Consider the following 24,844-nt stretch of genomic DNA (forward strand, 5'->3'; position numbering starts at 1 on the left):
CGCCCGGCGTCCCTGGCACCCTGGACGTATGCCGGAACTGCCCGAGGTGGAGGCGCTGAAGGACTTCCTGACCGAGCACCTCGTCGGTCGCGAGATCGTCCGCGTGCTGCCCGTCGCCGTCAGCGTCCTGAAGACGTACGACCCACCCCTGTCCGCCGTCGAGGGCCACGAGGTCACCGCCGTGCGCCGGTACGGCAAGTTCCTCGACGTCGTCACCGGCGGCGGCCCGCACCTGGTGACCCATCTGGCCCGCGCGGGCTGGCTCCAGTGGAAGGACCGCCTGCCCGACGGCCCGCCCAGGCCCGGCAGGGGACCGCTGGCGCTGCGGGTGGCCCTGGCGGACGGCGCGGGGTTCGACCTCACCGAGGCGGGCACCCAGAAGCGGCTCGCGGTGTACGTCGTGGCCGACCCGGAGCAGGTGCCGGGGGTGGCCCGGCTCGGACCCGACCCGCTCGCCGACGACTTCGACGAGGCGCGGCTCGCGGCGCTGCTGAAGGACGAGCGGCGCCGGATCAAGGGCGCGCTGCGCGACCAGGGCCTGATCGCCGGGGTGGGCAACGCGTACAGTGACGAGATCCTGCACGCCGCGCGGATGTCCCCGTACAAGCTCGCCGCCACCCTCACCCCCGAGGACGTCACGACGCTGTACCAGGCGCTGCGGGGCACCCTCACCGAGGCCGTGGAGCGGTCCCGGGGGCTCGCGGCGGGGCGGCTGAAGGCCGAGAAGAGGAGCCGCCTGCGCGTGCACGGTCGGACGGGGGAGCCCTGCCCGGTGTGCGGCGACACCATCCGCGAGGTGTCCTTCAGCGACTCCTCGCTCCAGTACTGCCCCACCTGCCAGACGGACGGCCGACCGCTGGCCGACCGTCGGCTGTCCCGGCTGCTGAAGTAGGGGTACCGCGCCGGGTCAGGGGGCGGTGAGCGTCACCAGCCGGGTCCCCTCCGTGGTCCGCACCTCGTAGTGGTCGATCTCGTCGAGGTGCAGGGCCGCGCCGCCGTTCACGGTGTGGGGGCGGGCGTCCCGCCGGGGCACGGTCCAGGTGGTGACGGTCTCCTCCGAGCCGTCGTGGCCGACCGCGACCAGTCTGCACACGCGCGGGCCCGCCGCGTCCTTGACGGTCACCTCGACCCGGCTGCCCCAGGTCTCGTCCGCGCTGGTGACCCGCGCCCACACCCCCGAGCGTTCGTCCGTCGCCGTCACCCGCACGGCCGTCCCACCGTGGTCGCCGCCGCCACTCGCGAGGACGACGGCACCGGGTCCGGCGACCGCGAGCGCCACCGCGGCGGCCACCGCGTACAGCCGCAGCCTGCGCCCGGCCCGGTGCCGGGCCGCGACCTCGCCGAGCAGCCGCTCCAGGAGCCGGGCGCCGGGCCCCGCCAGGGGGTGCACCGAGCGTGGGGTCGCCCGCCGGTAGAGCATCAACTGCCGCGTGGCGGGCCCGAATTCGGTGACGTGCGCGGTACAGCTGGCGCAGTCCATGAGGTGGTCCTCGAAACGGAAGGACTCCGCCTCGTCCAGCACGCCGAGCGCGTACGCGCCGACGTCGCGATGCCTTTCCAGGGACCTCATGCCGAATCCTCGTGCCGTGGGGTGCGGGTGGGGTTGCGGTTACTCCTTGCTCCCACCGGTACGCACCGGGCAGCCGAATCACTCAAGGCGTACACCGAATCGCAACCTGGTGATTCGGAGCCGTCCGGCCCGCGGATTGGTACGGATCCCCGCCCGGCGCGCGTTTCCCGCCACACCCGGCCGGGCGGGGCGCGCCGGGCGCGTCAGAACAGGTGGATGGCGAGGTGCCCGAGCGGCAGCCCGAGCTGCCACGCCGGGGTCCACACCTTCGGCCCGTCGTCCTCGCCCACCGCCGTCGCGCCGCCCGGTACCGCGTTCAGGTCCGGCGCCAGCAGCTCGGTCTCCTCCAGCCAGCGCCAGGCCGCCCGGGCCAGCTCCAGGTCCGGGGCGTCCGCACCGGAGGCGGCGGCCTCGGCGGTGAGCTGCGTCATCCGCTCACCCACCCAGTCCTGCCAGGGCTGGTCGTACGCCGTCAGCGAGAGCCAGGTCTCCAGCTGGGAGACGACCCGGATGCCGGACAGGTCCTCACCGCCGTCGGAGAGGAAGATCGTCAGCGCCAGGGCGTCGCGCCCGGCGCGGAACTCGAAGGACGTCGGCGGCATCAGATCGCCGGTCCGCAGCAGTTTCTCGGCGATGTACTCGGCGTACAACCAGGCCATGGGGACGGCCAGTTCGCCGTCTCCGGTGCCGCCCGTACTGTGGTGACCTCTGTCCTGCATCCCTTCCTGCCTTCCTCCGGTGCCTGCGCGCGTCGCCCGACCCCCCGAGTCCCGCTCCGGAACACGGATGAGGACAGCCGATTACCCAACCGGGGTCAGCGGCAAGGCGCTTTACGGAGGCTTGACCCGACCCCCGGTTTCACCGCAGGTCGGCCGCGTAACCGGGAAGAACCCGGCGCAGGGCGCGCAGCGCGTAGTACGCGCGCGACTTCACAGTACCGGGCGGGATGCCGAGGGCCTTGGCCGCTTCCGCCACACTCGCCTCCTGGAAGTACACCAGCACCAGGACTTGCCGGTGCTCCGGAGTGAGTGTCTTCACAGCCTCCCGCACGTCGACGGCCGCCGCCGACCGTTCGGCGTGGTCCGCGCAGACCCGGGCGTTCTCCAGCACCGCGTCGCCGACCTCCGGCGGACGGGCCTGCCGGGCCCGGCGGGCGTCGATGGCGAGTCGTCTGGCCACGGTGAGCAGCCAGGGCCGTACGGACTCGAAGGCGTCGGCGCGCAGGGCCTCGGGGTGCTGCCAGGCGCGTACCAGGGTCTCCTGCACGAGGTCCTCGGCGCGCTGCCGGTCTCCGTCGCAGAGCCGCAGCAGCAGCGAGAAGAGGGGCCGGCCGTGCTCGCGCTGGAGGGCGGCAAGCTCGTGCTCGGCGGTCGTCGTCACGTCGGTGAGTGTGGTTCCGGCCGTCATGGCCGTATCGCATCGCAGGGCGGGGCGCCGGGACAGACGACGGACACGGCTCTGCGACGGACGGTCGATCGAGTCGACGAACGGTTCGACGAACGGTCCGTGAGCCCCGCGGGCGGACACCGGACGGGTTAAAGGGAGCGCTGGGGTTGTTTGCGCGCCGATCCACCTTCGTACCTATTTGTGGGTAAATACTATGGATCGCACTCTGGGGTGAACGGATGATCGCACGCAGACACCAGGTGGCCCTCGCCCTGACCGCCGTGCTCGCCGCGGCGGCGGCCTGCCAGGCCGAGCACCGGGAACCACCCGACCGGCCCGGACGCCCCGCCCCCGCCGCCGCCCGGGACCGCGGCTTCACCCTGGTCGCCTCCGGGGACGTCCTCCCGCACTCCTCGGTCATCGACCGGGCCCGCTTCGACGCGGGCGGCCAGGGCTACGACTTCCACCCGATGCTCGCCGGGATCGCCCCTGTCGTCTCCCGCGCCGACCTCGCCCTGTGCCACATGGAGACCGTGTACGGCGAGAACGGCGACTACACCGGCTACCCCCTCTTCAAGTCCCCGCCGGAGATCGCCCGCGCCCTCGCCGACACCGGCTACGACGGCTGCTCCACCGCCTCCAACCACACCCTCGACGACGGCGCCGCCGGAATCCGCCGCACCCTGAACGCGCTCGACCGCGCGGGCGTACGGCACGCGGGCTCGGCGCGCACCGAGGCCGAGGGGCGCGCCGTCACCGTGCTGCGCGCCGGAGCCGCCCAGGTCGCCCACCTCGCCTACACCTACGGCACCAACGGCCGGCCCCTGCCGCCCGGCCAGCCCTGGGCCGTCAACCTGACCGACGCGGAGCGGATCGTCGCCGACGCCCGCACCGCCCGGCAGGCCGGTGCCGACGTGGTCGTGGTCTCTGTGCACTGGGGCACCGAGTGGCAGGACGCCCCGGACGAGGGGCAACTGGACCTCGCCCAGCGGCTCACCGCCTCGGCCACCGCCGACCGCCCCGACATCGACCTCGTCCTCGGCACCCACGCCCACGTTCCGCAGGCGTATGAGAAGGTCAACGGCACCTGGGTGGTCTACGGCATGGGTGACCAGATCGCCGGTGAGATGGTCAACCACCAGGGGGCGACCGACCCGCGCGGCAACCAGTCCACCCTCGGCCGCTTCACCTTCGCCCCGCCCGCCGAGCCCGGCGGGCGCTGGCGGGTCACCCGGGCCGAGTTCGTGCCCCAGCTCTTCGACGTGGACGCCGGACGGGTGGTGAACCTCAACGACGCCCTCGCGCGGGGCGCCGACGTGCGCGCCGTGCGCGACCGCATCCGCGACGTGGTGCTGAGCCGGGGCGCCGCGCAGGACGGCCTGCTCATGGGGGAGTGACGCGGCGGGACGCTCTGCCGCTGGGGGAGTGACGCGCGGGACGGGCTGCCGCTGGGGGAGTGACGTGGCGGGCGGGCGGCCTACGGTACGACCGTCACCGGCCACCGCCCGGCCTTCACCAGCCGGATCGCCACCGACCCGACGATCCGGTGCCCGGCCTGCTCGGAGGCGCCGACGACCACCGCGTCCGCCTTCAGGTCGTCGGCGGCCTTCACCAGCCCGTTGTAGGGGTCGCCGCGGAACGTGTGGAACTCCCAGCGGACGTCGAAGATGCCCTTGACCCGCTCGGTGGCCTCCCTGATCTGCGCCACCAGGTCCTCGGCGATCTCGTCGGTGGTGTCGGCGACCGGCGCGCCGAGCGCCGCGCCCCCGGCGAGCACCGGCTGCACGTACACCATCGCCAGCAGCGCCCCCTGCCGCCGCGCCAGCCCTCCGGCGTACGCCGCCGCCCGCAGCGACGAGTCGGACCCGTCCACCCCGACCACGATGACCTTCGGCCCGTCCGTACCCCGCTCGAACCGCTGTGCCCGCTGTTCCGTCACGCCCCGAGATTATCCGACCGTCCCTCCGGCCCGCGGTGCGGGCGGAACCCCCGCCTCCGCCCGGTGCGGCCCCCGCCCCGCTGCGCCGCCCGGGTGGAATCGTGCCGCCGCACCGGTGCCGGGGTGGTGGGTCGGTGCTCGGGCGGGCGACTGATGAGTCATGAAGAAGGATCAGTTGCTCACGCGGCGCCGGGCGTTGCTCGCGGGGACCGCCGCCCTGGGTGCCGGTGCCGCCGGAACCGCCGGGCTGTTCACCCTCGGCACGGGCGACGCGACGGTCGGATCCGCCGCCCCCGCCGCCGGGCCCCCCGCGCGCCGCCCGCTGAAACCCTCCGCCCACCGCCTCCAGCCCCTGGCCGGATACGGCCCGCCCCGAGCCGTCCGCCACCTCCCGCCGGTGCGCCGCGCGCCCCTGCTGCGGGTCTCCGGACTCGGCCGCACCGTGGTGCTGACCTTCGACGACGGCCCCGACCCCCGCTACACCCCGGCCATCCTGGACACCCTGGGGGAGTACGACGTCCGCGCCATGTTCTTCGTCTGCGGCGAGATGGCTACCGCGCACCGCGACCTGCTCGCGCGGATGGCCGACGAGGGCCACGTCGTCGGCAACCACACCTGGTCCCACCCCCTGCTCACCCGGCTGCGCCGGTCCCGCATCCGCGCGGAGATGGAACGCACCAGCGACGTCATCGAGGAGGCCTGGGGCGACCGCCCCGAGTGGTTCCGCGCGCCCTACGGCGCCTGGAACCGCGCCGCCTTCCAACTCGGCGCCGAACTGGGCATGGAGCCGCTCGCCTGGACCGTCGACACCCTCGACTGGACCAGCCCCGGCGCCCGCACCATCGTCTCCCGCGTGGAGGACGGCGCCGCCCCCGGCGTCGTCGTCCTCTCCCACGACGCCGGGGGCGACCGCAGCCAGAGCGTCCGCGCCCTGCGCGACTACCTGCCGGACCTGCTGGACTCCGGTTACCGCGTCGCCGTTCCCCGGCGCCGGTTCGACTGACCCGGAATCCGTCGACCCGGAGTCCGTCGACCCGGAATCCGTTGACCCGGAACCCGGGTCAGCGGACCTCGGTCAGACGGGCGAAGACGACCACGTTCCCGTCGTATCCGTTCTGTTGGGAAAAGCCGCCCCCGCAGGTGATGACCCGCAGTTCCGCGGCGCCTTTCGAACCGTAGACCCGGTCACCGGGGAAGTTGTTCTTCTCGAACACCTCGATGCCGTAGATCTCGAAAAGCGCTGTCTTCCCGTCCTGCCGGGACACCTCGACATGGCTGCCCTTCTTCAGCGCGCCGAGCCCGTAGAAGACCGCGGGGCCCTGTTTGTTGTCGACGTGGCCGACGACCACCGCGGTGCCTTTCTCGCCGGGGGAGACCGCGCCGGTGAACCAGCCCGCGAGGTTGGGGTCCTCCGGCGGCGGCGCGTCCACCCACCCCGCCGCGTCCAGCCCCACCGGCATCACGGGCGCGTCCACCTGGATCGCCGGGATCCTGACCCGGTCCGGGACGGCGTACGGCAGTGGCTGGACGGGGGCCGGGAAGGTGTCGGGCGCGCTGCGGCTGTCCGCGTCGGCCGCCGCCGCGGTGGCGGGCTGCGGCGGGCCCACGTCGAACTCTCCCGAACCATTCCGAATAAGCGCGAGACCGGTCAGCAGAACAAGCGCTATCACGCCCCACGGGGCGCGCTTCTTCCGCCGCTCCTCCTCCTCGGCCAGCTCGGAAACAGACATTCGCCATCCCCTCTCGACACGGCCGTCGCCGCGTCATTCCGCGCATAGGAGAACGCTAGACGGCACACGCGGAACGGGCGACGGGGCAGATACGAACGGGTGGCCCCGGCGTGGCGCGGTGCGCCATCCGAGTCGCCGCCGACAGGAAATTTCTGACGGTCCGTGACCTGCGGTGATATCCGATTGTGTGGTTTTCCGTCGGCGTGTCGGCTCACCAGGACGGACCATTCCCGACATGCGGGCCGGTGCGGCGCGTTCGAGGGTCGTGTGCGGGAGACGCTTTCTCGCCGATCGACCGGGGACGGGCCCCGGGGGGCGTCTTCCGCGGAGGATCACATGCGTAGAACACGTGCCCTGGCGGTCTCGGCCGCCGCGGTCGCCACGCTCGGGCTCGCCGCCCCGGCCGCCGTCGCCTGGGACACCCCGAGCAACATCGTCGCCCTGCCCAGCGTCATCGCCCGCGGCGGCCAGCTGACGGTCACCGTCGACGGCTGCCGCACCGGCGGCACCATGACGTCCGGCGCCTTCCCGAGGACCAGCCTGACCCCCATCCACGGTGCCAACGAGACCGCCAAGGGCACCGCCACCATCAACAGCAACGCCCGGCCCGGCGCGTACGACATCACCGTCAACTGCGGCGGCCGGACCCTGACCCGCCCGGCCGCGTTCACCGTCATCGGCGGTGTCCGCGGCGGCCTCGGCGGCAGCAGCACCAGCGGCGCGACGCCGACCGACATGGCCATCGGCGGTGGGCTGGTCGCCGCGGCGGCCGTCGGCGGCGGGGTGTTCTGGATGCGCCGACGGGCCGAGCGGCGGGCCTGACCCGGCCCTCCGGTCGCTGACCGCCCCCTTCGGTCGCTCCGTCCTTCGCACGTGGCAGGCCCTTCGCCCCGGCACCTTCCCTCCCTCGTCAGTCCGGGAGGAGGAGGTGCCAGGGCGAAGGGCATGACGGGCTCAGGCGCCGTCCGTACCACTCCGGCGGCGTGAGAGGTGGTACGCCGCGCCCACCGAGCCGGTGACCAGCGCCAGCCCGAGGCCCATCTCCCGCAGGTCGAGCCCGCCGAGCGTGCCGCCCTCACCGGCGTGCACACCCCGCTGCGGCACGCCGGTCTCCGGCGCGGGCTCGTGGTGACGCTGCTCGGGCTGGTGGTCCGGCGGGGGCTGCTGCTCGGGTCGGTGCGGCTGTTGGGACGGCTGCTCACGCTCGTGCGACTTTTGGGACGGCTGCTCACGTTCGTGCGGCTGTTGGGGCTGTCGCTCGTGTGGCCGCTGCGGCTGCTCGGCGGGACGGTCCCCGGCGATGGTGAGGTCCGTCGACCCGCTCGCCCCGTCACAGGTGAACGTCACCCGGTACGTCGCCCCCGCGCGGGCGTCCCGGTCGACGACCGCGTTGGCCCGGTCCTGCCCCGGCCGGATGGTCACGGTGTCGAAGACCCCCGACGTCACGCTGGCGGCCCCCCGGCACCCCCCGCCCGCCCGCTCCACCCGCAGCGAGACCTGCCCCCCGGCCGCGATGGTCGAGGGCATGACGCTGAAACCGAACGGCGTGACGTTGTCGTCGCCCTTCGCCATGGCGGCGGGCGCACAGGAACTCAGGGCGCTGACGCCCAGCAGAGCGGCCGAAGCGACGCGTATCGCGCGCATGGTGAATCCTCCGGGTCCCCGAGGAGCGGCGGCGGACCTGTTCCGCTCGCGCCAGGAACGCACCTCGATGCCGGAAACGCTAGGAACGCTCCCCTGGTACCGCGATCGCAGTAGCGCGAACGGGTTACGGGTGTGGGTCGGCCGGGTGAGAGCACGGCCGCGGCGCCCTCGGCGGCCCCTCAGCCCCCGGCGCCGGGGAACAGCGTCACGAACGGTTCCGCCGTCGCCGCGAGGCCCCGGCTGAAGGGGGCGTCGAAGTCCCAGATCAGGAAGAGCAGGAAGGCGATCAGCGAGGAGAACACCGCGGCGAGGACCAGTTCGCGCGGGGTCCTCCTGATCTGCAGGGCGAGGATCATCCCGACGGTCACCACGGCCCCGACGATCAGTCCGAACCACACCACCCCCGGCATGGTCGGGTCCGTCGAGTCCGCCCGCGCCGCCCGCGCCTGGTCCGCGGCGGCGGCCTGGTCGACCAGCGGCTGGTACGCCTGGGCCTCGAACTCCGTCGCTGGTTCGTAGTCGGTGACGTCCTCACGGATCCGCTGCATCATCGCGTCCCCGCGCGCGGTGACCCCGCCGCCGTCGGTCATCTCCTTCCACTCGGTGTGGACGACGTGTCCGACATAGGAGTTGACATCGTCCCGAATCCGGTCACGGACATCGGCGGGGTAGACCCGGACCCGTTCCGAGATCTCGTGCAGTGCCTGGGCCTCCGCGCGCACGTGGTCCTGGGCCATGCCCCGGGCCTCCCAGACCCCGGCGATGGCCAGACCCAGGACGATGGCGTACACCACGCCGATCCACATCGTCATGTACTCGATGACGTCCGGGGTCTCGCTGGGGTCCTCGTCCTCGTCCGCCCTGCGGTTCCGCATCAGCGTGATGACGACCACCAAGGCGCAGGCGGCCACCATGGCGAGGGTGAGAACAAGCCATTCCGGCAAGGGGTTCCTCCAGGAGGTCTGCGGGGCGCGGCGTCAGCGGGGCCGCAGCGCGGCCACGGCGATGACCGCGGGCAGGGTGATGAGCAGGACGAAGGTGAGCGGCGAGGTGCGCCGGTGCGCGACCGGCCGCGGCGGTGTGGCCCGGTACTCCGGATAGGTGACCGGCGAGGCCGACGGCCGCGGGGTGGGCGTACGGGACGGACTCGGCGAAGGCGGAGGCGACGGCGACGGCGTGGGCGTAGGCATGGGCGTGCGCGCCGGGGTCGGCCGTGGAGCCGCGGGAGCCACGGGAGCCGCGACCGGCGGCGCGGGCGCGGGCGGCGTCGGCCGGGGCTTCGGTGGCTTCGGAGTGGGCTTCGGCGGAGGCGGCGTCGGGGGCGGCGGGGGTGGTGTCGGCGTCGGCGTCGGGGGCGGCGGGGGAGTGGGCGTCGGGCACGCCGGGATGGGCGGCCAGGTGAAGCCGTCACCGTCACCGTCCCCGGCGACCGCCACCGCGTCCGTGCCGCCCGGCCCCGTGGAGGCGTACGCGCAGGCATCGGCCACCGCGGTACCGGCCGGGGCGCCGACGAGCAGCCAGGTGAGTGCCACCAGCGCCAACCCCCGTGCGACGACGGGGCGGTGGGTCGGTTCGGGTCCATGCACGACGGAGATCCTGGGCCGCCACCCGGCGCGGCACGCCCGCCCGCGGGCGGATTGCCCCGAAGGAGGTACGCGGGGTGAACCCGGGTCCGCCCCACGGGCGTTCGCCCGTTCCCGCGGGCGCACACCCGTACGGCGTCACGGCCGCCGTGGAGAAAAACCGGGCCGCGGTTTGAACGCCACCCGTGTCCCCGTGCGTACCCCATGCCGTGCGGCGGCGCAGCGGGCGCTGCGACACCCATGTTGACGATTCGGGGAGTTGACGATGAAGACCTCCTGGCGGAGCGCCTCGCTCGTGGCGAGCGCCGTGGCCGTACTGGCGCTGACGACGGCGTGCGGTCAGGACCAGCCCGCCGCCCAGCCGGGCAGCCAGAACGTGGGCGCGGCGGCCTCGGCCACGGCCTCCGTGGGCGCCGGTGACGGCTCGGGCCTCGGCACCGGCTACGGCGACGGTTACGGCGACGGCGCGAGCGAGCAGGGCGGCGCCGGGACCGAGGCGGCCCCGGCGGGCGAGCTGGCGGTGTCCGCCAACGCCGAGATCGGCGACCTGGTGACGGACAGCGCGGGCCGCACCCTGTACCGCTTCGACGAGGACACCGCGAAGCCGCCCAAGTCCAACTGCGACGGCGACTGCGCCACCGCCTGGCCGCCGGTGCCCGCGGACGACGCCGCCGCGGGCGCGGGCATCGACGAGGCGAAGCTCGGCGAGGTCACCCGGTCCGACGGCACCAAGCAGCTGACCGTCGGCGGCTGGCCCGCGTACCGCTACGCCAAGGACGTCAACCCCGGCGACACCAAGGGCCAGGGCGTCAAGGGCACCTGGTACGCGCTCGCCCCCGACGGCAAGAAGGCGACGCTCGCCGACCTGCCGGGGCTGTCGACCCGGGAGGACCCGAAGCTCGGCGAGATCGTCATCGACAAGAACGGCATGACGGTCTACCGGTTCATGAAGGACACCCAGTGGCCGATGTCCACCGCGTGCACCGGCGAGTGCCTGAAGAAGTGGCCGGTGGTCGCGCCGGTCGCCGCCGAGGACACCAAGGGCATCGACCTCCAGGGCTCCACCCCCAACCGGGGCTACGTGGTCTTCAACCGGCCCGACGGCCTCAGGCAGCAGAGCATCGACTGCGTGCCGATCTACACCTTCGCCGGTGACAAGGCCCCCGGCGACACCAACGGCCAGGGCGTCGGCGGCACCTGGTACGCCGTGGCCCCCGACGGGAAGCCGGTCGGCCTCCCCGACTGACAGGCGTACGGCCGTACGCGACGTCCGCCCCTCCGCAAGCCGACGCGGAGGGGCGGACCGCTGTGCGCTGCCCGTTTCCCCTCCGTGGTCGGATTGGCACGTGCCGCAGGCAGTGACCGGGAACGGATGGTCAATTTCCGTTTCTGCTCGCTCCATTGGCGGGCGATCAGTAGCCTCAGCTCGAACACCGGATCGCCTATGCCTTGGAGAGATAGATGGAGCGTCCCGCCTGGGCCCCACGGAGCATCGACATCTCGGTGCCGAGCGTCGCGCGGATCTACGACTACTACCTGGGCGGTTCGCACAACTTCGAGGTCGACCGGCAGGCGGCCCGCAAGGCCATGGAGTTCATGCCGGGCCTGCCGAAGATCATGCAGGCCAACCGGGCGTTCACGCGCCGCGCGGTACGCTACGCCGCGGCCCGGGGCATCACCCAGTTCCTGGACATCGGCTCGGGCATCCCGACCTTCGGCAACGTCCACGAGGTGGCGCAGTCGGCCAGCCCCGGGGCGCACGTCGTCTACGTCGACCACGACCCCGTCGCCGTCGCGCACAGCCAGGCCGTACTGGACGGCAGGGAGAACACGGACGTCGTCGCCGCCGACCTGCGCAAGCCGCAGGAGATCCTGGCGAGTCCCGAAGTGACCCGACTGATCGACCGGAACCGCCCAGTGGCGCTGCTCCTCGTTGCCATACTGCACTTCGTGGAAGACGCGGACGACCCGTACGGGGCGGTGGCCGAGCTGCGCGACGCGTGCGCGCCCGGCAGCCTGCTGGTCCTCACCCATGCCTCGTACGAGGGAATCCCCCTCCCGGCGGAGCGGTCCGAGGGCACGGTGGGCGTATACAAGGACATTCGCAACCCGCTGATCATGCGCTCGCGCGACGAGATCGCGCGGTTCTTCGAGGGGTACGACATGGTGGAGCCCGGACTCGTGCCGATGCCGCACTGGCGGCCGGACACCGCACCGGAGGACGAGGACCCGTACGCCTTCTCCGGCTTCGCGGGCGTGGGGCGTACGGCGTGAGCGGGGAGCCGGACGGACCTCAGGACAGACTGCGCCGGTTCGCGACGATCTGGAGCCGGGCGGTGTTCCCGGTGACGTCGACGTCGCTCACCCGCCCGGAGTTCGAGCGGGAGCTGCTGCCGCTGGCGGCCCGGTTGAGCGAGGCGCTGCGTGAGCGGACGTTCCACGCGGAGGCGGGCCGGGCGGTCGGCGCCGCGCTGGTCTCGGCGCACTGCACCGACCCGGAGGCGCTCAGTCGGACGCTGGACTGCGTCGACGCCTACCTGGTGCTCTACTGCGGCGGCGACGGCCCGCACGAGGACCTGCGGGCCCGCTCCGCGCGCCTCCAGCACGCGATGGCCGCCGGTTTCGCCCAGGCGCTGCGGGAGCGGACGCTCGCCGAGCAGGAGGCCATCGCCCAGGCCGCGTTGCAGGCACAGGGCGTGGTGGCGCAGGCCCTGCACGCCAGCGAGGCCCGGTTCCGGGCGCTGTTCGAGGGCGCGGCCATAGGGATCGGCATCGCCGACCTGAGCGGCACCATCCTGGAGGTCAACGACGCCCTGCTGCGCATGTTCGGCGGCTCCGAGCAGGGGATGCGCGCCCGCAACGTCCAGGAGTGGACGCACGCCGAGGACGCGCCCACGGTGTGGCGGCTCTACGAGGAGCTGGTGCGCGGCGAGCGCGAGCACTACCACGTGGAGAAGGCGTTCTACCGCCCCGACGGCACGGTCCTGTGGACCAATCTCACCGTCTCCCTGCTGCGGGACGCCGACGGCAACCCGCAGTACCAGCTCGCCATGATGGAGGACACCACCGAGCGGCGGCTGCTCAACCTCCGGCTGCGCTACGAGGCCACCCACGACGCCCTCACCGGCCTGCCCAACCGCACCCTGTTCTTCGAGCGGCTGGAGAAGGCCCTCAACGCGGGCGAGGACCAGCGCTTCGCACTCTGCTACCTCGACCTCGACGGCTTCAAGACCATCAACGACAGCCTCGGCCACGCCGCCGGTGACCGGCTGCTCGTGGAGGTCGCCGACCGGCTGCAGTCCTGCGCGACCGCGCCCGGCGAGATGGTCGCCCGGCTCGGCGGCGACGAGTTCGTGGCGCTGACCTGTGGCCCCGACGCCAGCCGGGAGGTCGACGAACTCGCCTCCCGGATCATGAACGCGCTGCTCGCGCCGGTCCGGATCGAGGGCCGGGAGCTGACCGTGCGCGGCAGCATCGGCATCGTCGAGGGTCCGGCGGGCGGCCAGCGCAGCCCCGCGGAGGTGCTGCGCAGCGCCGACATCACCATGTACCGGGCCAAGTCGGCGGGCGGCAACCGCTTCGAGCTGGCCGACCCGGAGGCCGACGCCCGCGCCATCACCCGGCACGGACTGACCACCGCGCTGCCGACCGCGCTCGACCGGGGCGAGTTCTTCATCGAGTACCAGCCGCTGGTCAACCTCGACGACGGCAGTGTGCGCGGCGCCGAGGCGCTGGTGCGCTGGCTGCACCCGCAGCACGGCGTCCTCGGCCCGGACCGCTTCATCCCGCTCGCCGAGCACACCGGGCTGATCGTGCCGCTGGGCCGCTGGGTCCTGGAGCAGTCGGTACGGCAGGCCCGGGAGTGGCGGGAGCGGTACGACCAGAGCGCCGCGGGTCCGCTGCGCATCAACGTCAACCTCTCGCCCTGCCAGCTCACCCACCCCGGGCTCGTGCAGGACACGGTGGAGATCCTCCAGGCCGCGGGCGTCACCCCGGACGCGCTCTGCCTCGAAGTCACCGAGTCCGCGCTGATCGGCGCCGACGACGACCTGCTGAAACCGCTGCGGCGGCTGGCCGAGATGGGCGTCGACATCGCCCTCGACGACTTCGGCACCGGCTACTCCAACCTGGCCAACCTGCGCCGCCTGCCGGTGAGCGTCCTCAAGCTGGACCGCTCCTTCACCCAGTCCATGCAGCAGTTCCCGGCCGACCCCGTCGACCTGAAGATCGTCGAGGGCATCGTCTCCCTCGCCCACAGCCTGGACCTCGCGGTCACGGTCGAGGGCGTGGAGACCGGCGCCCAGGCCGACCAGCTCCGCATACTCGGCTGCGACACGGCCCAGGGCTGGTACTACGCCCGCCCGGGCCCCCCGGACCGCCTCCACGAACTCGCCCTGGTCGACGCGACGGGCTGAGGTACCGGAGCGCCCCGCCCCCTGACACGGGTGGCGGGGCAACGCCCCCGGGACAGCGTCGTAAGGGGCGCGGGGCTGTATCGATGTGCTGCTCCGCCGCGTGGGCGCGACCAGCCACGGACCACCCGCACCCCGCCACGGCGCACCACACCAACGGCGCACCCCGGCTACCGCTCCAGCAACATCCGCTGCAACTCCCGCGCGGCCCGCGGCGGCGCCACGTCACTACGGTGCGCCAACGCGATCGTCCGATGCAGCCCGGGCCGCGCCAGCGGAGTCACCCGCAACCCCCGCCCCGCCCGCGCCGCCACCATCCGCGGCACCACGGCCACCCCGAGCCCCGCCCGCACGAACCCCAGCACCGCGTCCATCTCCCCGCCCTCCACCGCGAAGGACGGCTCGAACCCCTCGGCACGGCACGCCGCCACCGTGAGTTCCCGCAGGTCGTACCCGTGCCGGAACATCACCAGCGGCTCGCTCTCCAGGTCGCCGATCCGCACGGTCCGCCGCTCACCCCCCGGCCGCGGCGCCTCCGGCGAGGACACCACCACCAGGTCCTCCCGCAGCAGCTCCACCGTGGTCAGCGCCGGTGACGGCGTCGGCAGCGGCAGGACCACCAGCGCCAGGTCGAGCGCGCCGCGCGCCAGCTCCCGTACCAGGTCGTGGGAGCCGCCCTCCTCGATCATCAGCCGGATCCCGGGATAGCGGTCGTGGAAGGCGCGCAGCACGTCCGGCAGCAGCCCGGTGCACAGGCTCGGCGTGGCACCGAGCCGCACCCGCCCGCTCCGCAGCTGCGCCAGCTCCTGCACCTCGTGCCGGGCGGTGTCCGCGTCCGCGAGGATCCGCCGGGCCAGCGGCAGCAGCGCCTCCCCGGCGTCCGTGAGGGTGATGTTGCCCCGGGCCCGCAGGAACAGGTCCGCCCCCAACTCCCGTTCCAGTGACTTGATCTGCTGGGACAGCGAGGGCTGGGCAACGTGCACCAGCTCGGCGGCCCGGGTGAAGTGCCGGGTCTCGGCGACGGCCACGAAGTACTGGAGCTGCTGGAACTGCACCCCGCCATCCTAGCCCGGCATAGGCAGCACCTATTGAAACAAGGCGTTCCATGTCTTGGACCGATGGGGACCTTCGGCCCTAGCGTCTTGAGTCATGGCTCTGGCAACGCGGACGGACCGACGGCCGTCCATGGCACGCACGATGTGGGACAGCTCCGTCGGCAAGAAGACGGTGATGGCGGTCAGCGGACTGATCATGCTGCTCTACCTGGTCATCCATGTGATCGGCAATCTCAAGATCTTCTTCGGACCCGGCGAGTTCAACCACTACGCCCACTGGCTGCGCACCCTCGGCGAGCCGTTCCTGCACTACGAGTGGGCGCTCTGGATGATCCGGGTGGTGCTGGTCGTGGCCGTCGTCGCGCACGCCGTCTCCGCGTACCAGCTCAGCCGCCGCGACCTCAGGGCGCGCCCCAGCAAGTACGTGCACACCAGGGCCCGCGCCTCCTACGCCACCCGCACCATGCGCTGGGGCGGGATCATCCTCGGCCTGTTCATCGTCTGGCACATCCTGGACCTCACCACCGGCACCGTGCACACCGGCGGCTTCGAGCACGGCAAGCCCTACCAGAACGTCGTGGACACCTTCTCCACCTGGTACGGCAACACGATCTACCTCACCGCGATGCTCGCCCTCGGCCTGCACCTCCGGCACGGCTTCTGGAGCGCCGCCCAGACCCTCGGCGTCGGCAGCCGCACCCGCGACCGCGCCCTCAAGACCACCGCCAACGTCCTCGCGCTGACGCTCACGCTGGGCTTCATCGCCGCACCCGTGGGCGTCATGACCGGATTGGTGAGCTGACATGTCCGCTGAGTACACGCACTACACGACGGGCGAGCCGGTCGCCGACACCAAGGCCCCGGCCGGTCCGGTCCACGAGCGCTGGGACAAGCGCCGCTTCGAGGCGAAGCTGGTCAACCCGGCCAACCGGCGCAAGCACACCGTGATCGTCGTCGGCACCGGCCTCGCGGGCGGCTCCGCCGGGGCCACCCTCGCCGAGCAGGGCTACCACGTCGTCCAGTTCTGCTACCAGGACTCCCCGCGCCGCGCCCACTCCATCGCCGCGCAGGGAGGCATCAACGCGGCGAAGAACTACCGCAACGACGGCGACTCCGTGCACCGGCTGTTCTACGACACCGTCAAGGGCGGCGACTTCCGGGCCCGGGAGTCCAACGTGCACCGGCTCGCGCAGATCTCCGTGGAGATCATCGACCAGTGCGTGGCGCAGGGCGTGCCGTTCGCCCGCGAGTACGGCGGTCTGCTCGACACCCGCTCCTTCGGCGGTGTCCAGGTCTCCCGCACCTTCTACGCCCGCGGCCAGACGGGCCAGCAACTCCTCCTCGGCGCCTACCAGGCGCTGAGCAGGCAGATCGCGGCCGGGAACGTCGAGATGCACCCGCGTACCGAGATGCTCGACCTGATCGTCGTGGACGGCAGGGCGCGCGGGATCGTCGCCCGGGACCTGGTCACCGGCCGGATCGACACCTACTTCGCGGATGCCGTCGTCCTCGCCTCCGGCGGCTACGGCAACGTCTTCTACCTGTCGACGAACGCCATGAACTCCAACGCCACCGCCGTCTGGCGGGCGCACCGGCGCGGCGCGTACTTCGGCAACCCGTGCTTCACGCAGATCCACCCGACCTGCATCCCGCGCACCGGCGACCACCAGTCCAAGCTGACCCTGATGAGCGAGTCGCTGCGCAACGACGGCCGGATCTGGGTGCCGAAGGCCAAGGGCGACGACCGGCCCCCGCACCAGATCCCCGAGGACGAGCGCGACTACTACCTGGAGCGCGTCTACCCGTCCTTCGGCAACCTGGTCCCGCGCGACATCGCCTCCCGCGCCGCGAAGAACGTCTGCGACGAGGGCAGGGGCGTGGGCCCCGGCGGGCAGGGCGTCTACCTGGACTTCGCGGACGCGATCCGGCGGATGGGGCGCGAGGCCGTCGAGGCGAGGTACGGCAACCTCTTCGACATGTACCAGCGGATCACCGACGAGGACCCGTACCAGGTGCCGATGCGGATCTACCCGGCCGTGCACTACACGATGGGCGGCCTGTGGGTCGACTACGACCTCCAGACCACCGTACCCGGGCTGTTCGCGATCGGTGAGGCCAACTTCTCCGACCACGGCGCCAACCGGCTCGGCGCCTCCGCGCTGATGCAGGGCCTGGCCGACGGGTACTTCGTGCTCCCCGCCACCCTCAACGACTACCTGGCCCGCAACCCGCACCAGGAGCCGCTGACCGGCGACCACCCGGCCGTGCGCGCGGTGACGGCGGAGACCAGCGAGCGCCTGGAGCGGCTGCTCGCCGTCGACGGCGACCGCACCCCGGACTCCTTCCACCGCGAACTCGGCGAGCTGATGTGGGAGTTCTGCGGCATGGCCCGCACCGACTCCGGACTGCGCAAGGCGCTGGAACGCATCCCGCAGATCCGCGAGGAGTTCTGGCGGCGGATCAAGGTGCCCGGTACCGGCGAGGAGTTCAACCAGTCGCTGGAGAAGGCCAACCGCGTCGTCGACTACCTGGAGCTGGCCGAGCTGATGTGCCTCGACGCGCTGCACCGCGCCGAGTCCTGCGGCGGCCACTTCCGCGAGGAGTCCCAGACCCCCGACGGTGAGGCCGCCCGCCGCGACGAGGAGTTCTCCTACGCCGCGGCCTGGGAGTTCACCGGCACCGGCACGGCCCCCGTGCTGCACAAGGAAGACCTCGTCTTCGAGTACGTCCACCCCACCCAGCGGAGCTACGCATGAGGCTCACCCTGCGCGTCTGGCGGCAGCGCAACGCCGACGCCGAAGGCGCCATGTCCACGTACGAGGTGGACGGCATCTCCTCCGACATGTCCTTCCTGGAGATGCTCGACACCCTCAACGAGGAACTCATCCTCAAGGGGGAGGACCCGGTCGCCTTCGACCACGACTGCCGCGAGGGCATCTGCGGCGCCTGCTCGCTCGTGATCAACGGCGACGCGCACGGCCCGGAGCGCACCACGACCTGCCAGCTGCACATGCGGTCCTTCGAGGACGGCGACACCATCGACATCGAGCCGTGGCGGGCGTCCGCGTTCCCGGTGATCAAGGACCTGGTGGTGGACCGGTCGGCGTTCGACCGGATCATCCAGGCGGGCGGCTACATCACCGCCCCCACCGGGTCCGCGCCGGAGGCGCACGCCACGCCGGTGCCGAAGCCGGACGCGGAGTCCGCCTTCGAGCACGCGGAGTGCATCGGCTGCGGGGCGTGCGTGGCCGCCTGCCCCAACGGCGCGGCGATGCTGTTCACCTCCGCGAAGGTCAACCACCTGAACGTGCTGCCGCAGGGGGCGCCCGAGCGGGAGACGCGGGTGCTCGACATGGTCGCGCAGATGGACGACGAGGGCTTCGGCGGCTGCACCCTCACCGGGGAGTGCGCCACCGCCTGCCCCAAGGGCATCCCGCTGATGTCCATCACCAGCATGAACAAGGAGTGGCTGCGGGCCACGCGGAAGGCGGGGAAGCGGTAGCCCCGAGGACGTTCGCCGGGACGGCGGGCGGGCGGGGCCGGGGTGGTGCTCATTCCCGGCCCCGTCTGGTTTCTGCCGTTCAACAGGTTCACATCAGCTCTCCCGGCGGTCGTCACGTGGGCGCCAACCGGTCTCGGAAGAACAAGGGGCGACGGCACCGCTCGCCGTCACCCCGCCCTGACCAGGAGAAACCCATGACCGGCGTGTCCACGCTCGACCGTCCCCGACAGCCCGCGGCCCCCACCCGCTACACCGTCACCGTGGCCCGCGACGAGGCCGACGTCCGCGCCGCCCAGCGGTTGCGGCACGACGTCTTCGCCGGGGAGATGGGCGCGCTGCTCGCCAGCGCCGAGCCGGGTGTCGACGCCGACGCGTTCGACGCGTACTGCGACCACCTGCTCGTCCACGACAACCACACCGGGCAGGTCGTCGGCACCTACCGCCTGCTGCCGCCGGAGCGGGCCGCCGTCGCCGGGCGGCTCTACTCCGAGGCCGAGTTCGACCTCACCGCGCTGGACCCGATCCGCGGCCAGCTGGTCGAGGTCGGCCGCTCCTGCGTCCACCCCGACCACCGCGACGGCACCGTCATCGGCCTGATCTGGGCCGGGATCGCCCGCTACATGGTCGACCGCGGACACGAGTGGCTGGCGGGCTGCTGCTCCGTACCGCTCGCCGACGGCGGTGCCCTCGCCGCCGCCACCTGGGACCGGGTGCGCGACAAGCACCTGGCGCCGCCGGAGCACCGGGTACGGCCGCTGCTGCCGTGGAACCCGGACGGCGTGGCCCGCCCGGCCGGGCGCACCGAACTGCCGCCCCTGCTGCGCGGCTACCTCCGCCTCGGCGCCCGGGTGTGCGGCGAACCCGCGCACGACGCGGACTTCGGGGTCGCCGACCTGTACGTGCTGCTGTCGATGCGCCGGGTCAACGAGCGCTACCTGCGGCACTTCCTCTCCCTCGTCCCGTCGGTCTGATGAGCGTCTGGCTGCCCGGCGCGCCCTGCACCCCGCGGGCGTGCGTCGAGCCCGCGGGGCGGGGCGCGGTGACGGCGCGGGCCGTGCTGCGGCTGACGGCCGTGGCGGTGGTGCTGCTCGCCGGGGTCGCGCTGCTGCCGCTGGGCGGGCGCGTCCCGGCCGGGCTGGTGCGCCGCTGGGCGCTGACGGTGGTGCGGGCCGCGGGCGTGCGGGTCCGGGTGCGCGGGGGCGCCGCCCCGTCGGGCGGGGTGCTGCTGGTCGCCAACCACATCTCCTGGCTGGACATCCCGCTGCTGGCCGCCGTACGCCCCGCCCGGCTGATCGCCAAGGCGGAGATACGGCGGTGGCCGGTCGCCGGGGCGCTGGCCGCGCGGGCCGGGGTGGTCTTCCTCGAACGCGACCGGCTGCGCGCCCTCCCGGGCACCGTCGCCCACCTCGCGGACGCGTTGCGCTCCGGCGCCGCGGTCGGTGTGTTCCCCGAGGGGAGCACCTGGTGCGGGCGCGCGCGGGGCACCTTCCGGCGGGCCGTCTTCCAGGCGGCCCTGGACGCGGGCGTCCCGGTGCAGCCCGTACGGCTCGGCTACCGCCTGGACAGCGGGGCCGTCAGCACGGCCGCCGCCTTCGTCGGCGACGACTCCCTGCTGGCCTCCCTCTGGCGGGTGGCCGCCACCCGTGGCCTGGTCGCGGAGGTGGACGTACGTCCCGTGATCCCGCCCGGCAGCCACCCGGACCGGCGCACTCTGGCTCGATCCGCCCAGAAATGTGTGACTAGAGGCGCTTTTGTCCTGTTTCTCGATTCTTGTGGCGGTGACTCGGAACAGGTCGCACCGCATTCCGGAAGGAGGGTGATGCCAGATGATCACCCGCGACCAGATCAGCAACGTACTCGACCACCCCGTCTACGACGGAGAGGGCCACAAGATCGGTGAGGCCAAGCACGTCTTCTTCGACGACATGACCGGCCGCCCCGAATGGGTGACCGTCAAGACCGGGTGGTTCGGCTCCAACGAGTCCTTCGTCCCGATCCGGGAGGCCCGCCTCGTCGAGGACCACGTCGAGATCCCGTACCGCAAGGACCAGGTCAAGGAAGCCCCCAACGTGGACGTCGACGCGGGCGGCCACCTGTCGGAGTCGGAGGAGCACCGCCTCTACGACTACTACGGCATCACCTGGGACAGCGTCCTCGACGACGGCGGCGAGACCGGCCAGTACGGTCAGGGCGAGCAGTATGGCCAGACCGGCTACGCCGCGGGCACGGCGGGCGCGATGGGCGCCGCGGGGACGGCCGGTACCGCGGGGACGGCCGGTACCGCCGGTGCGGCGGGCGGGACCGGGCAGTACGCCGACGACGACGCCATGACCCGCTCCGAGGAGCAGATGCACGTCGGCGTCGAGCGCCGGGAGGCAGGACGGGCGCGGCTGCGCAAGTACGTGGTCACCGAGGAGGTCGAGACGACCGTGCCGCTGCGGCACGAGGAGGTCCGCGTCGAACGGGAGCCCATCACCGATGCCAACCGCGACGCCGCGCTCTCCGGTCCGCAGATCGGCGAGGCCGAGCACGAGGTCACCCTCCATGAGGAGCGCCCCGTCGTGGAGACCGAGGCGGTGCCCGTGGAGCGGGTGCGGATGACCACCGACGAGCAGACCGAGGAGGAGACCGTACGCGGCCAGGTCCGCAAGGAGCACATCGAGGCCGAGGGCGTCGAGCCGGACGACATCCGGCCGCAGGACGGCTGACCCGGCGCCCCGTGGCGGCGGGCGGCCGTCCGGGCCGCCCGCGTCAGCCGGCGAACAGCTCAGCCAGCCGCCGGTAGGAGTCCAGCAGGGCGGCGCGGTCAAAGGTGCTGGTCGTGACCAGCACCTCCTGCGCCCCGGTCTCCTTCAGCACCGTCTCCAGCTCGTGCGCGACCTGCTCCGCGGTGCCCGCGACCTGACCGGCGAGGCCCTCCTCGTAGAAGCCGCGTTCCCGCGCGGTGAGGGTGAGCGCCTCGACGCGTTCGGCGGGCGGTAGCGGCGGGAAGGTGCCGTGGGTGCGGGAGTGGGCCATCGACCAGGCCTCGGGGACCAGCAGTCGCCGGGCCGCGTCGGGTGTGGCGGCGACCGCGACGGTGCCGGAGACCACGACGTACGGCTCGGCCGCCCAGGGGGAGGGGCGGAAGCGCTCGCGGTAGCGGTCGACGCCACGGCGCATCCGGTCCCGGTTCCTGAGGTCGCCGATCACCATCGGCAGTCCCGCGCGGGCCGCGATGTCCGCGCCCTCGCCCATCGCCAGCACGAACGGCGGCACGGTCAGACCCTCGGCGGGGCGGGCCCGTACCCCGGTCGGTGAGGTGCCGCGGAAGAAGCCGAGGAGGTCGTCGAGCTGGGCGGCGAAGTCGTCCGCGGCGTGCCGGTCCCGGCCGAGCGCCCTGCGCACCCCGCCCGTGAAGCCGACCGAGCGGCCCAGACCCATGTCGATCCGCGCCGGGTACAGCGACTCCAGGACGCCGAACTGCTCGGCGACGACGAGGGGCTGGTGGTTGGGGAGCATCACGCCGCCGGTGCCGACCCGGATGGTGCGGGTCGCGGCGGCCACCGCGGCGGCCAGCACCGTCGGCGCGGAGCCCGCGACCCCGGGCACGCCGTGGTGCTCGGCGACCCAGAAGCGGTGGTAGCCGAGCCGTTCGGCCTCCCGCGCCAGCTCCACGGTGTCCCGCAGTGCCTCCCCGACCGGCCGTCCCTCGCGGGTGCGGGATCGGTCGAGGACGGAGAAGCGCGTCGACGCCAGCACGGAAGTCACGCAAGGGTCAACGCCTGGGAGGCCCGGGCATTCCCGCGCGGCCGTTGTCTAGGGTGGCCGGGTGACAGCCCACAGCGAGCGCCCCGTCGCCGTGTTCGACCTGGACAACACCCTCGCCGACACCGCCCACCGGCAGCGGTTCCTCCAGCGCGGGCCCCGGGACTGGGACGCCTTCTTCGCCGCCGCGCCGCACGACCCGCCGCTGGCCGAGGGGGTGGCGCTGGTCCGGGAGAGCGCCGAGGAGTGCGAGGTCGTCTACCTCACCGGCCGTCCCGAGCGGTGCCGGCGCGACACCGTGGAGTGGCTCGCGGCGCACGGACTGCCCGGGGGCACGGTGCACATGCGCCGCGACGACGACCGCAGACCCGCCCGCCGCACCAAACTGGAGGTCCTGCGCCGCCTCGCCCGCACCCGGGACGTCCGGGTGCTGGTCGACGACGACGAACTGGTCTGCGACGACGCCGAACGGGCGGGTTTCACCGTCGTCCGCGCCCGCTGGGCGACCCCGTCCGTCGCGCTGAAGACGGCCCAGGAGCGGGAGGGCCGCACCTGACCCCCGGGCGCGCTGCCCGTCAGTCCGCGTCGTCCAGGCGGAAGCCGACCTTCATGCTCACCTGCCAGTGGGCGATCTCCCCGTCGTTCAACTGGCCCCGCACCTCGGTCACCTCGAACCAGTCGAGGTTGCGCAGGGTCTGCGAGGCGCGGCCGATGCCGTTGCGGATGGCCTGGTCCACGCCGTCCGGCGAGGTGCCGACGATGTCCGTGACCCGGTAGGTGTGGTTCGACATACGGGGGTTCCTTCCGTCGTGTTCGGTGTGTCGTACGTCACTCAACGGTGCCCCAGGCTGCGACGGAGCGCGAGGCGTCGCCTCCGGGTTCCCCGTTCCGCTTGACCTCCGCATTGGTCCATACCAAAATCCAGCACACCCGTGCGAGCGACGCGCTCGTCCCCCCACGTCGGGCCCCTCGACCCTGTCCACAGACAGAACAGGACCCCTCGTGAGACCACCCGCAGGCCGTCTGCTCGCGTGCGTATGTCTGTCCGCCACCCTGACCAGCGGCTGCGGTCTGCTGCCCGGGGACGACGGAGCCGAGCGGCACACGGTCACCGTGTGGCTGATGAAGGGCAGCGCGTCCCAGGAGTTCATCGACCGGTTCACCGAGGAGTTCGAGAGCGAGCACACCGACCTCGACCTCGACATCCGCATCCAGGAGTGGACCGGCATCGGGGACAAGGTGCACACCGCCCTCCAGGGCGGCTCCCCGGACGGCCCCGACGTCATCGAGGTCGGCAACACCCAGGTCTCGCAGTACGTCGACGGCGGCGGCCTGCTCGACCTGACCCTGGAGTCCATGCGGGACTGGGGGATGCGCGACTGGCTGCCCGGCCTCGCCGAACCCGGCGAGCAGCTCTCCCAGCAGTACGGCATCCCCTGGTACGCGGCCAACCGGGTCGTCGTCTACCGCAAGGACCTCTTCGCCCAGGCCGGGATCGACGAACCGCCCAAGACCCGCGAGGAGTGGCTCACCGCCACCGAACAGCTCAACACCGACGGCAACCAGGGCATCTACCTCGCCGGACAGGACTGGTACACCCTCGCCGGGTTCATCTGGGACGAGGGCGGCGACCTCGCCAAGGACACCGGCGGGAGCTGGCAGGGCACCCTGCACAGCCCCGCCGCCCTGCGCGGCATGGACTTCTACCGCCGGCTCCAGGAGCTCGGCGAGGGCCCCGTCGACGCCGACGAGGAACACCCGCCGCAGGCCGGAATGTTCGCCGCGGGACAGGTCGCGCAGATCGTCGCCGTCCCCGGCACCGCCCGCACCATCCTCCAGGAGAACCCCGACCTGGAGGGCAAGCTGGGCTTCTTCCCGGTACCGGGACCGACCGCCGAGCAGCCCGGCGCCGTCTTCACCGGCGGCTCCGACCTCGTCGTACCGAAGAACACCGACCACCGGGAGGGCGCGATCGCCGTCGTCTCCGCGCTGGCCGGGGAGAAGTGGAACACCGAGCTGGCCCGCACGATGAACTACGTGCCCAACAAGACGACGCTGGCCAGCGCGGTCGCCGGGGAGGAGGGCGTCGCCGCCATGGCGGCCGGGGCGGCGCGGGGCCGGGCGACCCCCGCCACCCCGGAGTGGGCCAACGTCGAGGCGGACAACCCGATCAAGGAGTACATGACCAGGGTCCTCAACGGCGCCGACCCGGCGACAGAGGCCCGCAACGCCTCCCGGCGCGTCACCGAGGCGCTGGCGGTACCCCTGTCCTGACC

26 protein-coding genes are annotated in these 24,844 nt (G+C 72.9%); 15 read left to right on the forward strand and 11 right to left on the reverse strand.

Going from position 1 to position 24,844, the window contains the following annotated elements; translation table 11 throughout:
* The first annotated feature begins 28 nt into the window (after positions 1-28).
* Complete coding sequence (locus ABZ659_RS16205; RefSeq protein WP_360219317.1) at positions 29-892, forward strand: DNA-formamidopyrimidine glycosylase family protein; 864 nt, start codon at positions 29-31, stop codon at positions 890-892.
* A gap of 15 nt (positions 893-907) precedes the next feature.
* Here ABZ659_RS16205 and ABZ659_RS16210 read toward each other — a convergent pair whose 3' ends face one another.
* The 3 genes from ABZ659_RS16210 to ABZ659_RS16220 form a co-directional block, all read right to left on the reverse strand.
* Positions 908-1,570 carry a zf-HC2 domain-containing protein gene (locus ABZ659_RS16210; protein ID WP_360219320.1) on the reverse strand — a complete coding sequence of 221 codons (663 nt, stop codon included), beginning with the start codon at positions 1,568-1,570 and terminating at the stop codon, positions 908-910.
* A gap of 203 nt (positions 1,571-1,773) precedes the next feature.
* Positions 1,774-2,289: a hypothetical protein gene (locus ABZ659_RS16215; RefSeq protein ID WP_360219323.1), complete on the reverse strand. Its 516-nt coding sequence runs from the start codon at positions 2,287-2,289 to the stop codon at positions 1,774-1,776.
* 139 nt (positions 2,290-2,428) lie between these two features.
* Positions 2,429-2,977 carry a sigma-70 family RNA polymerase sigma factor gene (locus ABZ659_RS16220; protein WP_360219326.1) on the reverse strand — a complete coding sequence of 183 codons (549 nt, stop codon included), beginning with the start codon at positions 2,975-2,977 and terminating at the stop codon, positions 2,429-2,431.
* Between the two features lie 218 nt (positions 2,978-3,195).
* Between ABZ659_RS16220 and ABZ659_RS16225 the strand changes: the two genes are divergently transcribed.
* Positions 3,196-4,353 carry a CapA family protein gene (locus ABZ659_RS16225; RefSeq protein WP_360219329.1) on the forward strand — a complete coding sequence of 386 codons (1,158 nt, stop codon included), beginning with the start codon at positions 3,196-3,198 and terminating at the stop codon, positions 4,351-4,353.
* Between the two features lie 80 nt (positions 4,354-4,433).
* Here ABZ659_RS16225 and ABZ659_RS16230 read toward each other — a convergent pair whose 3' ends face one another.
* Positions 4,434-4,895 (reverse strand): universal stress protein, encoded by a 462-nt coding sequence (locus tag ABZ659_RS16230; protein WP_360219332.1) that lies wholly within the window; start codon positions 4,893-4,895, stop codon positions 4,434-4,436.
* Positions 4,896-5,055: 160 nt separating this feature from the next.
* Between ABZ659_RS16230 and ABZ659_RS16235 the strand changes: the two genes are divergently transcribed.
* Positions 5,056-5,898 carry a polysaccharide deacetylase family protein gene (locus tag ABZ659_RS16235; RefSeq protein ID WP_360219335.1) on the forward strand — a complete coding sequence of 281 codons (843 nt, stop codon included), beginning with the start codon at positions 5,056-5,058 and terminating at the stop codon, positions 5,896-5,898.
* Positions 5,899-5,956: 58 nt separating this feature from the next.
* Here ABZ659_RS16235 and ABZ659_RS16240 read toward each other — a convergent pair whose 3' ends face one another.
* The gene (locus ABZ659_RS16240; protein WP_360219338.1) at positions 5,957-6,625 is read right to left on the reverse strand and encodes a class F sortase; all 669 of its coding nucleotides are present in this window, start codon (positions 6,623-6,625) and stop codon (positions 5,957-5,959) included.
* Between the two features lie 336 nt (positions 6,626-6,961).
* On the opposite strand from ABZ659_RS16240, the gene ABZ659_RS16245 reads away from it, so the two are divergent.
* Positions 6,962-7,447, forward strand: a complete 486-nt coding sequence (locus ABZ659_RS16245) for a hypothetical protein (RefSeq protein WP_360219341.1) — start codon at positions 6,962-6,964, stop codon at positions 7,445-7,447.
* A 132-nt stretch (positions 7,448-7,579) separates the two neighbouring features.
* Here ABZ659_RS16245 and ABZ659_RS16250 read toward each other — a convergent pair whose 3' ends face one another.
* The 3 genes from ABZ659_RS16250 to ABZ659_RS16260 all read right to left on the reverse strand — a co-directional run bounded on the left by ABZ659_RS16250 (position 7,580) and on the right by ABZ659_RS16260 (position 9,855).
* On the reverse strand, positions 7,580-8,269 hold the full coding sequence (locus ABZ659_RS16250) for a hypothetical protein (protein ID WP_360219344.1): 690 nt from the start codon (positions 8,267-8,269) through the stop codon (positions 7,580-7,582).
* A gap of 179 nt (positions 8,270-8,448) precedes the next feature.
* Positions 8,449-9,213 (reverse strand): hypothetical protein, encoded by a 765-nt coding sequence (locus ABZ659_RS16255; protein ID WP_360219347.1) that lies wholly within the window; start codon positions 9,211-9,213, stop codon positions 8,449-8,451.
* A 33-nt stretch (positions 9,214-9,246) separates the two neighbouring features.
* A complete protein-coding gene (locus ABZ659_RS16260) occupies positions 9,247-9,855 on the reverse strand; it encodes a hypothetical protein (RefSeq protein ID WP_360219350.1) in 609 nt (202 codons plus the stop codon).
* A gap of 262 nt (positions 9,856-10,117) precedes the next feature.
* Here ABZ659_RS16260 and ABZ659_RS16265 point away from each other — a divergent pair, with 262 nt between their 5' ends.
* From ABZ659_RS16265 to ABZ659_RS16275, 3 genes are all read left to right on the forward strand, one after another.
* A complete protein-coding gene (locus ABZ659_RS16265; protein WP_360219353.1) occupies positions 10,118-11,098 on the forward strand; it encodes an SCO0930 family lipoprotein in 981 nt (326 codons plus the stop codon).
* Positions 11,099-11,313: 215 nt separating this feature from the next.
* A complete protein-coding gene (locus ABZ659_RS16270; RefSeq protein ID WP_360219356.1) occupies positions 11,314-12,126 on the forward strand; it encodes an SAM-dependent methyltransferase in 813 nt (270 codons plus the stop codon).
* Positions 12,123-14,267: an EAL domain-containing protein gene (locus tag ABZ659_RS16275; RefSeq protein ID WP_360219359.1), complete on the forward strand. Its 2,145-nt coding sequence runs from the start codon at positions 12,123-12,125 to the stop codon at positions 14,265-14,267. The genes ABZ659_RS16270 and ABZ659_RS16275 overlap by 4 nt, the downstream gene beginning before the upstream one ends.
* A gap of 167 nt (positions 14,268-14,434) precedes the next feature.
* Here ABZ659_RS16275 and ABZ659_RS16280 read toward each other — a convergent pair whose 3' ends face one another.
* A complete protein-coding gene (locus tag ABZ659_RS16280; RefSeq protein ID WP_360219362.1) occupies positions 14,435-15,319 on the reverse strand; it encodes a LysR substrate-binding domain-containing protein in 885 nt (294 codons plus the stop codon).
* Positions 15,320-15,449: 130 nt separating this feature from the next.
* Here ABZ659_RS16280 and ABZ659_RS16285 point away from each other — a divergent pair, with 130 nt between their 5' ends.
* The 6 genes from ABZ659_RS16285 to ABZ659_RS16310 all read left to right on the forward strand — a co-directional run bounded on the left by ABZ659_RS16285 (position 15,450) and on the right by ABZ659_RS16310 (position 21,529).
* The gene (locus tag ABZ659_RS16285; RefSeq protein WP_360219365.1) at positions 15,450-16,121 is read left to right on the forward strand and encodes a succinate dehydrogenase; all 672 of its coding nucleotides are present in this window, start codon (positions 15,450-15,452) and stop codon (positions 16,119-16,121) included.
* 1 nt (position 16,122) lies between these two features.
* The gene (locus ABZ659_RS16290) at positions 16,123-18,075 is read left to right on the forward strand and encodes a fumarate reductase/succinate dehydrogenase flavoprotein subunit (protein WP_360219368.1); all 1,953 of its coding nucleotides are present in this window, start codon (positions 16,123-16,125) and stop codon (positions 18,073-18,075) included.
* Positions 18,072-18,821 carry a succinate dehydrogenase/fumarate reductase iron-sulfur subunit gene (locus ABZ659_RS16295; RefSeq protein ID WP_360219371.1) on the forward strand — a complete coding sequence of 250 codons (750 nt, stop codon included), beginning with the start codon at positions 18,072-18,074 and terminating at the stop codon, positions 18,819-18,821. The genes ABZ659_RS16290 and ABZ659_RS16295 overlap by 4 nt, the downstream gene beginning before the upstream one ends.
* Positions 18,822-19,015: 194 nt before the next feature.
* Entirely contained in the window at positions 19,016-19,792 is a 777-nt protein-coding gene (locus ABZ659_RS16300; RefSeq protein WP_360219373.1) for a GNAT family N-acyltransferase, read from the forward strand.
* Complete coding sequence (locus ABZ659_RS16305) at positions 19,792-20,721, forward strand: lysophospholipid acyltransferase family protein (RefSeq protein WP_360219375.1); 930 nt, start codon at positions 19,792-19,794, stop codon at positions 20,719-20,721. The genes ABZ659_RS16300 and ABZ659_RS16305 overlap by 1 nt, the downstream gene beginning before the upstream one ends.
* Positions 20,648-21,529 carry a PRC and DUF2382 domain-containing protein gene (locus ABZ659_RS16310; RefSeq protein ID WP_360219378.1) on the forward strand — a complete coding sequence of 294 codons (882 nt, stop codon included), beginning with the start codon at positions 20,648-20,650 and terminating at the stop codon, positions 21,527-21,529. Before ABZ659_RS16305 ends, ABZ659_RS16310 begins: the two co-directional genes overlap by 74 nt.
* Positions 21,530-21,572: 43 nt before the next feature.
* On the opposite strand, the gene ABZ659_RS16315 is transcribed toward ABZ659_RS16310, so the two are convergent.
* Positions 21,573-22,571 (reverse strand): LLM class flavin-dependent oxidoreductase, encoded by a 999-nt coding sequence (locus ABZ659_RS16315; RefSeq protein ID WP_360219381.1) that lies wholly within the window; start codon positions 22,569-22,571, stop codon positions 21,573-21,575.
* Between the two features lie 61 nt (positions 22,572-22,632).
* Between ABZ659_RS16315 and ABZ659_RS16320 the strand changes: the two genes are divergently transcribed.
* The gene (locus tag ABZ659_RS16320) at positions 22,633-23,124 is read left to right on the forward strand and encodes a hypothetical protein (protein WP_360219384.1); all 492 of its coding nucleotides are present in this window, start codon (positions 22,633-22,635) and stop codon (positions 23,122-23,124) included.
* A 19-nt stretch (positions 23,125-23,143) separates the two neighbouring features.
* Here the strand turns inward: ABZ659_RS16320 and ABZ659_RS16325 are convergent, their stop codons facing one another.
* Positions 23,144-23,359: a dodecin gene (locus tag ABZ659_RS16325; protein ID WP_360219387.1), complete on the reverse strand. Its 216-nt coding sequence runs from the start codon at positions 23,357-23,359 to the stop codon at positions 23,144-23,146.
* 250 nt (positions 23,360-23,609) lie between these two features.
* Here ABZ659_RS16325 and ABZ659_RS16330 point away from each other — a divergent pair, with 250 nt between their 5' ends.
* Positions 23,610-24,842, forward strand: a complete 1,233-nt coding sequence (locus ABZ659_RS16330) for an extracellular solute-binding protein (RefSeq protein WP_360219559.1) — start codon at positions 23,610-23,612, stop codon at positions 24,840-24,842.
* Positions 24,843-24,844 lie beyond the last annotated feature (2 nt).

The organism is Streptomyces sp. NPDC006997, from assembly GCF_040635175.1.
Classification (GTDB): Bacteria; Actinomycetota; Actinomycetes; order Streptomycetales; family Streptomycetaceae; genus Streptomyces.